Here is a 12905-nt window from a genome sequence, read left to right as displayed (position 1 = left end):
GTCTCGGCGAGCCAGCGCGCTACCGGCCCGGGGNCGGNACGGTCCGCTTCTGCGTCGCGGGCATCCTGTGCGTCGGCTGGAGAGAGGGGTGTCGGTCCGTCGCCGTCCCGCGCCGCGGTGGCGCTGTCCCTGCCCGGGTCCGCTGTGCCAGTCCGCGGTGGCTTGTCCGCGGTCGGGGGACCGTCGTACGAGTCTGTGTCGGCGGGACGGGGNAGGCGGGACGGATCGACCACGGCACCTCACAGCACAGGCGGCGGGAATGCGGTGAATAAAAGTTAACCGCACTATCCGCTTGCGCCAAGCGTGCACGTTTCGCCGATCAAACCCACCGGTGACCAAGATTTAATAGGATGCCAGGAACGGCACTGAGTCTTGGCCCACTCGGGTACGTGCCAGATGCCCGCTGAGCTCTTGGCCCACTCGGGTACGTGCCAGATGCCCGCTGAGCTGCACCGATGCACCGTCTCAGGTGTACCCACTAAGCAGGTACACGGTTAGGGCCCCCGTCAGGCCCGCGGACAGGGCATCGGTTGGGACAAGCCGCAATTCGGAACATTCCCACACAAAGCAGGCATGGATATGTGACTGAGATCACTTGGTGTAGGGGTTCCCTCTGGGTCTGCTGGCGTCTGCGCCGGACGTCACGTTCAGCGACGTCGACGCCTATGGTGTCGCTCGGCCGGTAAGGCACACGAGCTGTCCTGTCATCGGGGAACGGCGCGGAAGGTGCCACATTACGCGCCCGCGGTCCACGCTTATACTTTTCAACAGTACCCGTTGGGTATTTAAGTCGCGGAGTGCTTGGGTGGGTGTGAAAGGTGCTGCGACCTGCGCCAGCGCGGTATTGCAGACCCGCCCATCTTTACGGGTGGTCCAGTGGGCGGGCCGGTGGGGGGCCCGGTGGGCGGACGGACAGGAAGCCGCACAATTCCGGCCGAACGGTGCGTATCGGTCATGGGGCGTGGGGGGCGTCGATGCCCAGCGACCGGNGCCTGATCGGGGTTACCCGGCGGCTGGGGTCGGCGGGCGTGGCCCGTGTGGTCCCGGCTGTCACTCGTGGCGGCCGGGGACACACCAGACGATCTCGACGGATGTGACCACATGCGCGTACATCGCGCGGGCATGGTCGACGTCAGCGAAGGTCCCCCACAGGTTGCCGTCGGGGCTCACGAGATTGACATGGTCGCGGGAGGCGAGTCCCCACGCGAGGATCTGGACATCCTCGCTGTCGTCGACGAGCGCGAACAGGCGCGGTGCCTGCCTGGCGACGAACGCCGCGACCGGTTCCGCCGGTCCCGGCGCGGTGGCGGGCGGACGGGGGTTGGTCTGTCCCGTGTCCCTGGCTACGGAGTGGTGGAGGCTGGCAAGCGTCACGGGTACTCCTTTGTGCCNGCTGGGGGTGCGCTGTGCGGGGCGGGCACCGGCGAGACCGAGAACGGCCGAGGCTGCCGCGTCGACCTGACGACGCAACGCGGTGAGGTCGACGGTTCCGGCCTGTGTGGCGCGGTCGTAGGTGTCCAGGGCGGTGCACAGCGCGGCCCATCTGGGGGAGGCCGGATCGATCGGGGGGACGAACAGGCCGAGCACTCGCGTCACCTGGTCGGCGGGCGCCAGGTCGCGCATCCTGGCGAGCAGCACCACGGGGCGCAGATGCTCGGGCACGGTAGGGCGGCCGGTCATCGGCGTACGGCTTCCGGTCGGGCCTGGCCGTGACGGGAACCGGTCGCCGTCCGATCTTTCGTACCGGCGGGACCGGGGGNCGGCCGGTGCCAGTCGTCGAGGCCGCGCAGCGCGTCCGCGACCCGCCGTAACGTCGGCGGATCGGTGCGGTAGACGACCGGTGCCACCGGCTCCGGCCCCGCAAGGGGAGTCCGTGCCGGCAGCGCCGCACCTACGTCCGTCGCCTGCATCTGGGGTCGCAGCCCGCCGGGGATCTGTCCCCAGACGACCTTTCCGCCGGATCTGACCCGATACCAGGACCATTGGGTGCACAGCGCGTCGACCATGAGCAGGCCGCGCCCGTCCTCGCTGAACACGTCCGGGCTCGTGAGCCGGGGACCCGCGGCGCTGCCGTCCCACACTTCGACTAGGACATTCCCGCTGGTCGCGGTGAGCCGTATGGCCACAAGATCACGCGGACGGCTCGCCTTGACCGCGTTCGAGGCCAGTTCGCAGACAACGACTTCGCAGACGTCCACGGCGGCCGGGTCCACCGACCACCCGAGCAGCGTACGGGCGGTGCTCGTACGCACCTCGGATACGGCGGCGGCGGTCGGCGGGAAGNGCGCCACGGCCACCCGAATCACAGACGACGGGNCGGTCGCAGTCATACCGAACCCCTCGGGTTGCGGCCAACGTACGGCTGAGAGCACGGATGCCGGTGATCGTGACGTTCATGTGCGGGTGTACTGTCCGGTGCCGCCGCCGATGGCGTGTGGAGTGACGGCAGGTCGCAGCCGGGCAGGACGGNGAACTCAGCCCACGCCACCAGCTCGCAGCGCGCGTGCGACAGGCGGCGGCTGACCTTCGCGACACGATCGTCAACGGTCAGGGGAAGACGGGTATGTGCCTGCCGCATGCGCCCGTGCGCCCACTGGTGGGCGGTGTCGAAGNCGGCGAACGCTTCGAGCGGCCGTCCGTCCGCGTCCCACACTACGAACCGGCGGTCAGCTATAGCCCTCTCCCCTCGGTCTGCCTTGACAGGCTCCTGCCTGGTCTCTCCCGAGTCGTCCATCACGCTCTCCCTGCCATGCCGTTGCCAGTGGAGGTGGGGGATCGGCTCCCGGCACTCGGGGGCGGCGCGCCGTGAGGGCCGGGAGCTGATCGTGACGGGGCGCACCCGGCTGCCTCCATCCCGCCGAGTGGGGGTGACGGAGTGCTGATGGGAGCGTGCCCGCTGGGTAATGATGGAGCCTGACGGTTTTAGATGCAAGTGCATCTGTACTGTAGTTGTGGTGGTGTGGTCCTACCCGACGTTGGAGGATGAGGGGTGGGAGACTCGCCCAGGGGGAAGGCCAGTCAGACGTTCCAGGCAGGAGGAAGCGTTGGCGCGTCAAGCGTCGGGAACTACCGTCCGCAGCCGCCGGCTCGGTCGAGAGCTACGCCGGTTGCGTGAGGCGGCCAACGTGTCCGTGGAACGGGCGTCGGAGGTGCTCCGCTGCTCCGTGCAGACGATCTATCGCCAGGAGAACGGCGCGGTGTCGGTCAGGCTGAAGGACGCGAACGATCTTCTTGCTCTGTACCGCGTCACCGACGACGCGACGCGCGAAGCCGTCCTCGAACTGGCGAAGACCACGACCCAGCAAGGCTGGTGGCGACCGTACGGTGATGTCGTGCCCCGGTGGCTCCAGGTCTACATCGGGTTGGAAGGCGACACCACGGAGATCAAGGACTACCACTCCGCAGTCGTGCCAGGTCTCCTCCAGACGCGGGACTACGCCAGTGCCGTCATCCGTACGGACTGGCTTGCCGGTGAGGAAGAGGTGGCGAAGCGTCTTGACCTGCGGGCCGACAGGCAGGCAAGGGTGCTCGGCACGAACCCGCCGAAGGTGGACGTCGTCCTTGACGAAGCCGTGCTGCGGCGACCAGTCGGTGGCCGGAACGTCCATCGGGCCCAGCTCGACCATCTCCTGGAGGTGGGCAGCCGTGACGACGTCACGATCCAGATCACGCCGTACAGCATCGGCGCGCACCCCCCGCTCGGTACGCCTTTCACGTATCTGGGGTTCACCGACGAAGACGACCCAGATGTCGTGTACATAGAGATCCCGACCGGAAGCCTCTACATCGAGAAACCGCACGAAGTGAGGCACTACCGGGAGATCTTCGATCGGCTACAGGCGAAGGCACTGTCGGCCGAGGCGTCAGCCGACAAGATCGCAAGTGTGATGAAGGAGCTGTGAGGGGATGAACACCGAACTTCCGGGCGGGCTGACCTGGGTGAAGGCGACCGCGTCCAACGATAAGGGAGCATGCGTCGAGGTCGCCGAACTGCCCGACGGCGGCAGAGCTGTCCGTCACTCGCAGGACCCAGACGGCCCAACGCTGCGCTACACCGAGGCCGAATGGGCAGCGTTCCTGGACGGCGCGCGCAAGGGCGAGTTCGACTGAGGCCGTGCCGGCCGGCGGCCGTCTCGGAGATAGATAGGGCGCGGCTTGGCGCAGCACCGAGGACAGGATCTGGCCGATCGGCAACCGGGCACGGTGAGCTGCTTCATCACGCTCCTACGCCGTGGGGAGTTCGTCTTCGGCGAAGACGCCGCCCATGAAGCGGTCGGTCAGCGGGCCAGGCTCGGAGTGCTTGTCGGCGCTGTCGGCCGGTTGGTAGTCGAGGACGTCCCAGCCGGTGCGCGGCCACCACGACTCGCTGTTGTTGGAGGTGCCGTACACGGCGAGGAAGGGGCAGGTCAGGGGGCGGGTGGCAGCGGTGTAGAGCAGGGTGGTGGCATCGCGGGGGCTCAGCCAGGTCGCCTGGTGGCGGGGTTCGTCGGGGCGGGNGCGGNAGCTGCCTATCCGTATCGCCACGACCTGCATGGTGGTCTTGTAAGCGTAGAGGTGACCGAGGGCCTCGGCGGTCACCTTGGTTACGGCGTAGAAGCTGTCGGGGGCCAGCAGCGCGGTGGGGGCGCCTATGGGATTCAGGCCGGTGACGTGGTGGCTGCTGGCCAGCACCACGCGCGGAACCCGCCCGCGGCGGGCGGCCTCCAAGACATGGTGGGTGCCGGTGATGTTGTGTTCCACCATCTCGGCGAACGGCCCCTCCTGGGTGATCCCGGCAAGATGCACGACAGCGGATGTCCCGGTGGTGGCTTTCTCGACCGCGTCCAGGTCGCGCAGGTCTGCTTGGACGAACTCGGCACCCGCGGGCGGCCCGCCGACGGGAAGTCGCTGGTCGAGCAGCCGCAGTGGGACACCGTGGGCAGCCAGATCGGCCGCCAGTCGGGTTCCTATGGTCCCGGCCGCGCCCGTGATCAGCAAGGTCACGGGCGGTGATGGAGCATCGACGCCACGCCCTCGTCGCTGCGCGAGTAGGAGATGCCCCGCAGCACCGCGACGGGGGCCCCGCGGCCTCGCTGCCCGAGGATGATCCCGGCCGCTGCGGCGATGAGGTCGGTGAAGGTCTCCTCCTGCTTCTTGCCGCCGTGCCCGGTCGTGCGTAGGGGCGCCACGCCCGCCGCGCCGATCGAGATGACGGTGGCCCCGCGCCGGTCGGCGCGGCCGTCGGAGTCCGCGATCACCACGGCAATGTCTGCGCCGGTGGAGGAGAGCAGGGTGTCGCGCAGAGCGCGGGCGGAGGCGTCGGGGTCTATCGGTAGCAGCCATGCGCCGTCGGTGCCGGCACGGTCAATCCCGGCTGAGGTGAGCTGGTAGCCGAGTGTGTGCCGGGCGATGATCGGGCCTTTCTCGGTGGCCAGGAAGTAGCTGTCGCTGGCGTCCAGGATCAGTTGCGCGATCTCGGCGGGCTTACCCGTCTTCGCGGACAGTTCCAGGGCCTCCGCGTTGGGGGTGACGCTGGCGAGGTCGACGTAACGCTTCTCCGCGGTGCTCACGGCCTTGGAGGCGACGACCATGACGTCCCCGTCGTGCAGTTCGGTGCCGGTGTGGGTGAGGACGTCGGCGATGGTGCTCGCGAGGTCGTCGCCCGGCTGGAGTTCAGGAAAGGGCTCCAGGGCGAAGGCGGAGAAGCCGGAGGTCGGGGCGGCGGTCATTGTCGGGCTCCTGGGAAGGTGAGGACAGCGGTGTGCAGGCGAGCGTGGGCGACGGCGAGCGCCTCGGCCCGCTGCCAGGTGGCGGCGTGCTGCCCGCTGGTCAGCCAGTCGATCACGCGCCGCAGGTAGTGAGGCCACAGCCGGCGGGCCGCGTCGGGCGCCGGCGTGCCGGTGGTGACGGCGTGCCAGGCATCTGCGGTGGCCTGCGGCCAGTGATGTTCATCGTAGCCGCCGGGGTGGGGGCCGAAGCTGTNCAGCGTGGCGCGCATGGACCGAAGGCGGGCGGTCTCGATGTCGCGGTCGGCGGTCCGGTAGAGCGCCGGTTCGCTGTCCGGTGGGATCGGGGGCGGGGTGCCTGTCGCGGTCAGGTGTAGGAGGACGGGGACGGCTTGGTGGTAGATGGCGGGGAGGTGGGGGAAGGAGCCGGCGTGCTGCTTGGGTGTATCGAGCCGTACGGAGGCGATGGGCCCAAGCCGGGCGGCGGTCAGCAGGAGGAAGGCGTCGATGCCGTACCCGTCCACGCACGCGGAGACCGCCGGGGGTAGTGCTCCGACCGCGTGGAGGACGGCGGTGAGGGCGTCGCGGGAGAGGGCGAGGTCTCCGGCCAGCGGTTGGGGAATGTCGTGACCGGTGGTGGCGGCGATCAGTGGGCGGGCAAGGTGGTTGGTGAGGTTGGCCTCGTCCCAGTGCCGTGGGTAGTCGGCGATTGCGACGGCACCTCCGGCCCGCACCCGTTGCAGCAGTGCGGCGTAGGCGGCCGGGTCCGGGTTGCGGGTATCGGTATCGGCGATCAGCACCGTATCGGCGCCGGTGAGGTCCAGGCGGCGGACGGCGGCCAGGATCTGGGCGCCCTTGCCCCGTACCAGGTCGGTCAGTGGCACCTTGACGGCCCGGGTGCTGGTGGCGGTGAAGCGTGCGGTGGTGTCCGGGGAGTCGGAGGAGTCGGCGTGCACGATGACCGCGGACGTGTCGCCGAGGGCGGTGTCGACGGCGGTGGTGACGGCGGTGATGGTGGCTGGCTCGTTGCGGCTGGGCAGGATCACGGCGGCGTTCACCTCGTCTCGGCATCCTGGGTCAGCAGGCCGGCGGCTGTCTCGGGGTTGGGCGCGTACAGGTACTCGAACTGGCAGTCGGCCAGGGCAGCGATCATGCGGCTGCGCCAACGGGCCAGAGTGGGTGTGTCCAGTGGCCACACCGGCCCGTACGGCAACCCGGCAACGCCGGTGATGGGGGTGGGCAGGCCGGAGATGTAGCGGGCCAGCATNTCGTGCAGCCGCAGCCGCTCGTTCACCGACAGCGGCAACGCGGGCGTCAGCGACGCCGGGACCAGCACCGGGTGAACAGCCAGGCGTACGACCCGGCCCAGCGGGACCGGCGCGGTGGCGAGCGGCTCCAGCACGTGCTGGGGCTTCGGCGCGAGTGGCCGGCTCGGGTCACGGACGGCGGCGGTGGACTTGCCTGGCCACACCTCCAGCACGCCCTCGTCGCTCTCGCCGAGGACAACCAGGTCGTCGCCGGCATGGGTCCAGCCCCGAGCCGCGAGCACGAACGCGGTGGACGTCTTGCCCGCACCGTTCGCGCCGAGGAGCAGCACCGCCCGCCCGTCCGGTGCGATCAGGGCGGTGGCGTGCACCGTAACCTTGCGTCGCTGCTGGCGGACCCGCTCGGTCGCGGTGTAGGTAACGTACGCCAATGTGTCCGAGGCGGTCACAGCCGGGGGCAGCCGAAGGCACACGGTGTCTCCCGCAACGGTGACGGCCGCGGCCCCCGTGGTGACTTCGACGTCCACCGCCTCTGTGGCGGGGGNTGCGGTCAGGGNCCATCCGCCGGGCAGTGCCCGCTCGGCGGTCCGCGCGGCCGTGATGTCCAGGTGCTCGGGCAGGGNGAGGNGGGCGCAGACGTGGCCGGTGGCGAGACGGTGCGCGCTCATCTGACGGTCCGCTCCAGCTCGGCCAGCAGCTCCCCGACCGGCGCGAGGGCGGGCAGGTACCGGCCGGACAGCAGCTCGCCCATCCAGTCCGTCCGGGACAGCGTGGCCCGCACTAGTTCCTCGGCCTCTCCTGGTGGCGCCCCCCTGCCGGCGATGATCTCGACAGAGGCGGGCTCGTCGTAGGGGGCACCGTTGCGCCACAGCAGCGCGACGCGGCACGGCCCGAACTCGGCAGCCACCGCGCGGGCGGCCTCATCGGCGAGCCAGCCGCCTACCTTGCCGACGTGGTAGGCCGGGTTCTTCCCGAACGTCGCCTCGTTCCCGGCCAGGTGGGCGCCGCTGATCACGCCAGTGCGGGCGTTGCCCCGGCCCACCAAACCGTCCTCGCCGTAGTCGACGGCCGACCCCGACAGTGTGAAGTACTGCCCCGACAAGGGGCCGGTGCGGCTGCCGCGGGTGTTGCACACCACCGTCGCCCGGCTCTGAAGATGCTCCTGAAGCACCGCGGTCAGTTCGCCGGCCACGTCGGTGACCGTGTCGTGGAATTCCGCGGAGCTGGCCAGATACCCGGCCAGGGCGGGCACGCACACCGTCACCGTCCAGGTCGCGCCGTCTCGGACGACGAGGGCCTTGATGTCGCTACCCGCCCACGGCAAACGCCGGAACCACGCCTCGGCCAGTAGCGCCACGGTCTCCGTGGCTGTCCGTGGGGCCGATCCGACGAGGTAGGCGGTGTCGTTGGAGAACGCGATCGGCCTTTCGGGCAGATCGTCCAGGGAGCGGGGGGCGAACCAGTGGGGGAACTTGGAGGAGTCGGTCGTCTCGTGTCTCACCTCCAGCGTTACCCGGTCGAAGCCCGGCAGGGCGGCATGCAGGTGGTCGACGGCCGCCTGTTGGAGGATCTCCCGCACCGGCAGCGGACGGCCCGCGAAGCTGGTGGAGATCCGGCCACCGAAGACAACCCGCAGCGGCCGGTCGTAGACACCGTCGGTATCGGTGAAAGCGGCCCGGCCGCCGAGCACAGCGACCTTGTCCAGGTTGTGATGCAGCACCGCCCCCGCCACCTCCAGGCAGTGCCGGCTGTAGCGGATGGAGGCGAGTTCCGCGATACCGTCGGCGAGGGTATCGGGGTGGCCGATCCCTTTGCGTTCGACGACCTCGACGGGCAACTCATGCGGCAGCGGTGTGCGCGGCGCGAACAACGCGGGCATCGCGGTAGACACGGTCGATCACCTCCAGTGGGCGCCGCAACGCCGTCAGCGGGAACAGACAGGGGTGAGCTGGGCGCCCGTCGGTGGCGTCCAGCACCGCGGCGTACATCGCGCGCCGCAGCTTCTCGTGCGTGGGGGCGGCGGCTGGATCGCCGAGTCCGGCTTCGAGGTTGCGACCGCGTACCTCAAGACGGCGTCCGTCGGTGAGGTGGAGAACGAGTTCGTGGGCCGGCGGCCCAGAGTGGTCGACACGGGCGTCGATGTGCACCATGGCGCCACCGGACAGCGTGATGGTGGCGGTGACGTGATCCTCCGTCTCCGCCAGGNCCCGGCGATGCACTACCTCTGCGTCGACCGCCTCCATGTCGCCGGGCAGCATCCGCAAAGCGAGAGTCAGGCCGTGGATGGCCTGCTGGTGCAGAACCCCACCGGCGGCGGCGTAGGTGCGGCGCCAGCCGCGGAAGTAGCTGGGGTCCCGCCGCACGGCCAGCAGCACCTCGGCACGGGTGACAGCCGGACGTTCGACGAGCAGAACATCAAGGCCGGGGGCGAAGTGCGGCTGAAATGCTACGAAGATCCGCCCGTCACCCGGTCGGGACGCCAAGGCAGCCGGGTCGGCGGTGCCGGGCTTTTCCATGAGAACGATCGCCCCGGCTTGGGCGGCATCCCGAGCCGCGACAAGCGCGGTCCCCGGCGGGCAGGCTACCACCACCAGATCCGGCGTCACGGCCCTCAGCGCCGCCCGCCAGGAGGCGAAAAGCGGGACGTCGAGCGGTAGTTCGACGCGTGGGCCGGGGTCAGCGACCCCGATGACCGCCAGGTCAGGCGCGCCAGCCAGGGCGGTCAGGTGCTTGGCTCCGACTTCTCCGGCTCCGACCAGCAGCACCCGCTTCACGCGACGCCGCCCGGGACAGCCGACCGCAGGAACGCGGCCCCGGTCGCGAGCGCGTCGGCGGGGGTGTCACGCACATGGGTCTCCAGCCCGTAAGGCAGCGCCGGGCGGGCCGCATGCAACAGTGGCAGCACCTCGGCGTAGGGCACCACGCCCTCGCCGGCAGGGCAGAACACCCGGCCGCCCCCGTCAGCGGGCCGATAGTCCTTGACGTGCACGTATGCCACATACGGGGCCAGGGCGCGGACAACGTCGCCGGTGGCCTGGCCGACCTCGTAGAGGTTCGCCACGTCCAGCCAGAGTCCCAGGCCCTGCCCGTGATACCGATCCAGGATCTCCAGCAGCGGCTCGGCGTGGGCGACGGTGCACACCGGCTCGTTCTCCAGCAGCAGCCTCACCCCGGCCGTATCCGCCGCGTCCAGGGCCTTGGCCAGCAGCGGGTCACCGGACATCCGCTCAGTCAACTCCGGGTCGACGCGCAGATGAGAGAAGATCCGCACGACCGGGGCCCCCAGGATGGCGGCGGCCTCCAACGCCCGCTCGATCCAGCCCAGCCGTTCCTCGGGCGGGACCTGGGTCGGGAAGCCGAAGGTGTCCACCCGGCCGGGCCGAGCCTCGGGTCGGCACCATTTCCACAGCGGTGAGGCCAGCGCCGCCACCTTCAGGCCGCGTTCGTCGGCCAGGGCGCGAATGCGCCGTAGTCGATCGACGGGCAGGGTCACAGCATTGGCTCCCCCGGCCGAGCGGATCTCCAGATGCCCGATGCCCAGCGTCGCCGCAAGATCCATACCCGGCGCCGGGTCGGGGCCGAGTTCGTCAGGATTGAGTACCAGGGTGTTCGTCGCCGGTCCGACAGCGGCGTACATGGCCACCTCCAGAGGTGAGGAGCCACCACTGTCCCCGTGGGTCATGCAGCGGCGACATCCCGCCAGTTACCCCAAGATCCGGACAGATCCAGGCCGTTGGACAACCCTTGGACACATGGCGTTTTCCCCCGCCCGGGTCTCTCCGGAGGACATCCGCGCTGAGCTGCTGCGGCTGCGCCAAGGGCCCGCTCTCGGTCATCCNGGGGCGGNCNCCGCGCTCAGCGNCCCGCNCCGCGCGCTGCTGCTCGNCCNANCCCCGCCACTGTCGAACGCGGTGAGCGAGACGACACGCCTGGTAGCAGCTCTGCGCAGAGCGATCGACGCATTGACCCCGCACGAGCGCCGCTATGCCGCTGCGGATTTCAACCTGCTCGGTGAACACTCCTGGCCCAGCCTGACCGAGCGGCAGGAATCCCTCGCCCGAGTGCTGGGCTGCTCAGCCAAAACCGTACGCCGCCACGCTGGACAGGCCCTGGACACCCTCGCACTGCTCATTGCCGATGGCTCCTNCCTTNCCGGNCCNCCCCCGCCGGGCAGCGACGCCCCCGCCAGCGTCGCGGGGACCGCCCCGGGCGACGGGACAAGCCGGTTCTTCGGTATCACCGCCACCTCCCGCGTGGACGTGATCTGCTCCGCTCTCCCCGCCGCGGACCCGGCCCGGCAGCGGCCGAGCGAGCCGCTGTACGCCCGCTACGCGGGCTTCGCCGACCTCGACGCCCTGTTCTACGTCCGCGTCCACTTCGCCCAGTACTTCCCGGCCGCGACCATCCGGGACTTCCACCCCGGCGAGTACTACAACGCCGAACCCGACAGCCTGATCGTCCTCGGCGCCCCTGAGCGCAACACCGCCTTCGCCGAGTTCGGCCCCCACCTGCCCTACCGCTTCACCCCGCCGCCGGACCCGGCCATCACCTTTCCTGGCCACGGTCAGGTCCGCTTGACCCCGCTGTGGGCACCCGAGGGCGAACTGGTGGCGGATCTGACCGTCATCACCCGCCTGACCCTCAGCCAGGGCACCACCGTGATCCTGCTCGGCGGCTGCCTGACCCTCGGCGTCCTGGGGGCCGCCAAGTGCCTGCTGAACGGCGAACGCGGCCCGCGCAACACCGCCTACCTCGACGACCTCGCCCCCGGCGGCGACCTCATCGCCGTCACCGCCACCCGCAAGGTCGGCGGCATCACAGACNCCCCCGACCTGACCGCCGTCGAGCCGCTTCTGCTGCTGACCCGCGACACCGCGGACGGCTTCACCACCCGCCTGGACAACACGGCCCACTACACGGGACGGTGACCTCGCCCATCCCGGCACACAAGATCGCCGTGCAGGTTGCATGCCCCTCTGGTAGCCATGCCTGACTAGCAAATTCGGGTCATTGATCGCTGGCATGCCGCCCAGCGTCACAGCGTCGCAGGTCAGGACCGGTCCGACCGGTAGTGCCCCGGGCAACGACTCCGCTACCCGTAGCCGCTACCTCTACCCGCGCCGCAATCACCGGGGGGCACAGCGCCCCCAGCAATTCAACGCGCCAGCGTCGCTCTCAGGCGCCAATGCGGGCAGATACGACGAAGCCCCCGGCATCTGCCGGGGGCTTCGCTCGGTGGGAGGGACTACCGGGGGTCGTTGAGGTCGCGCCACACGATCCGTACGCGCTGCNCCTCATCGCNTTCGATGNTTCCATCACCGCCGATGATCACGCCGTCGATCAGTTGGGTGAGGATCACCCGCTTGGCCGCGATGTCGTCTCCCAGCTCATCCCAGCCTGCGGCGCCGTCCACGGGCAGCGTGGCGCGCCGTCGCGCGCTGGTGTGCATCCGGGCCTCGGCCGCGCGGATCTGGCGGACGATGGCCTTGTGGGCATCGTCGTAGGCGTCATCGTCCATCTTCCCGGATGCCCACCGGTCCGCCAGCGCGCTCTTGCGGGCCTCCAACGTCNCCAGCTCAGCGGCGGCCGGGTCGTCCATGGCCACAGGCCGGAGAACCAGCTCGTCGAGACGCCCCCGCACGGCACGGGAGACCAGCCCGACGAGGAAGGCTTCCCCGATTCGGACCTTGGCCGGACAGCGGCCGTCACGCCGCTGGCAGTACAGCCGCGTCCCGTTCGTGCCGTTCCCGGTCAGCTTGTGCCCGCACGAGGCGCAGTAGACGAACCCCGCCAGCATGCGCCGAAGCTTCTGCGCGTTGGTGTTGGTCCGCCGCGAGGCGTCGGTGAGGATCGCCCGGATCTGCTCCCAGGTGTCGACGTCCAGAATCGCCGGCCACACCGCTTGGCCCATGACCGCGATGGTGCCCGTGCTGCG

The 12905-nt window shown here is 70.1% G+C and carries 11 protein-coding genes; 2 read left to right on the top strand and 9 right to left on the bottom strand.

Annotation, left to right across the window (positions count from 1 at the left end; genetic code table 11):
* Positions 1-1676: 1676 nt before the first annotated feature.
* Positions 1677-2330, bottom strand: a complete 654-nt coding sequence (locus CED_RS19945) for an ATP-binding protein (RefSeq protein ID WP_084680878.1) — start codon at positions 2328-2330, stop codon at positions 1677-1679.
* Between the two features lie 714 nt (positions 2331-3044).
* Here CED_RS19945 and CED_RS19935 point away from each other — a divergent pair.
* A complete protein-coding gene (locus tag CED_RS19935; RefSeq protein ID WP_035913236.1) occupies positions 3045-3902 on the top strand; it encodes a DUF5753 domain-containing protein in 858 nt (285 codons plus the stop codon).
* Between the two features lie 4 nt (positions 3903-3906).
* A complete protein-coding gene (locus CED_RS19930; RefSeq protein WP_035913234.1) occupies positions 3907-4110 on the top strand; it encodes a DUF397 domain-containing protein in 204 nt (67 codons plus the stop codon).
* A 114-nt stretch (positions 4111-4224) separates the two neighbouring features.
* On the opposite strand, the gene CED_RS19925 is transcribed toward CED_RS19930, so the two are convergent.
* From CED_RS19925 to CED_RS19885, 8 genes are all read right to left on the bottom strand, one after another.
* Positions 4225-4983, bottom strand: a complete 759-nt coding sequence (locus tag CED_RS19925; RefSeq protein ID WP_035913232.1) for an NAD(P)-dependent oxidoreductase — start codon at positions 4981-4983, stop codon at positions 4225-4227.
* Complete coding sequence (locus tag CED_RS19920) at positions 4980-5708, bottom strand: coenzyme F420-0:L-glutamate ligase (RefSeq protein ID WP_035913230.1); 729 nt, start codon at positions 5706-5708, stop codon at positions 4980-4982. Before CED_RS19920 ends, CED_RS19925 begins: the two co-directional genes overlap by 4 nt.
* Complete coding sequence (locus tag CED_RS26410) at positions 5705-6763, bottom strand: hypothetical protein (protein WP_035913227.1); 1059 nt, start codon at positions 6761-6763, stop codon at positions 5705-5707. The genes CED_RS19920 and CED_RS26410 overlap by 4 nt, the downstream gene beginning before the upstream one ends.
* Positions 6760-7638 (bottom strand): hypothetical protein, encoded by an 879-nt coding sequence (locus CED_RS26405; RefSeq protein WP_035913224.1) that lies wholly within the window; start codon positions 7636-7638, stop codon positions 6760-6762. Before CED_RS26405 ends, CED_RS26410 begins: the two co-directional genes overlap by 4 nt.
* Positions 7635-8849, bottom strand: a complete 1215-nt coding sequence (locus tag CED_RS19905) for a methionine adenosyltransferase (RefSeq protein ID WP_035913222.1) — start codon at positions 8847-8849, stop codon at positions 7635-7637. Before CED_RS19905 ends, CED_RS26405 begins: the two co-directional genes overlap by 4 nt.
* Positions 8809-9744: a Gfo/Idh/MocA family protein gene (locus CED_RS19900; protein WP_035913219.1), complete on the bottom strand. Its 936-nt coding sequence runs from the start codon at positions 9742-9744 to the stop codon at positions 8809-8811. The genes CED_RS19905 and CED_RS19900 overlap by 41 nt, the downstream gene beginning before the upstream one ends.
* Positions 9741-10607, bottom strand: a complete 867-nt coding sequence (locus CED_RS19895; RefSeq protein WP_035913239.1) for a sugar phosphate isomerase/epimerase — start codon at positions 10605-10607, stop codon at positions 9741-9743. Before CED_RS19895 ends, CED_RS19900 begins: the two co-directional genes overlap by 4 nt.
* A gap of 1608 nt (positions 10608-12215) precedes the next feature.
* Positions 12216-12905 (bottom strand): zinc ribbon domain-containing protein (locus tag CED_RS19885; RefSeq protein ID WP_035913213.1); only part of this gene is annotated, 690 nt, incomplete at its 5' end.

The organism is Frankia sp. CeD, assembly GCF_000732115.1.
GTDB lineage: Bacteria > Actinomycetota > Actinomycetes > Frankiales > Frankiaceae > Frankia > Frankia casuarinae.
This window is presented reverse-complemented; position numbering and strand designations above follow the sequence as displayed.

Excerpts from the sequence above, each read along its gene's own strand:
- CED_RS19930 (WP_035913234.1), top strand. The coding sequence starts at position 3,907 with ATGAACACCGAACTTCCGGGCGGGCTGACCTGGGTGAAGGCGACCGCG.
- CED_RS19920 (WP_035913230.1), bottom strand. The coding sequence starts at position 5,708 with ATGACCGCCGCCCCGACCTCCGGCTTCTCCGCCTTCGCCCTGGAGCCC.
- CED_RS19905 (WP_035913222.1), bottom strand. The coding sequence starts at position 8,849 with ATGCCCGCGTTGTTCGCGCCGCGCACACCGCTGCCGCATGAGTTGCCC.
- CED_RS19895 (WP_035913239.1), bottom strand. The coding sequence starts at position 10,607 with ATGTACGCCGCTGTCGGACCGGCGACGAACACCCTGGTACTCAATCCT.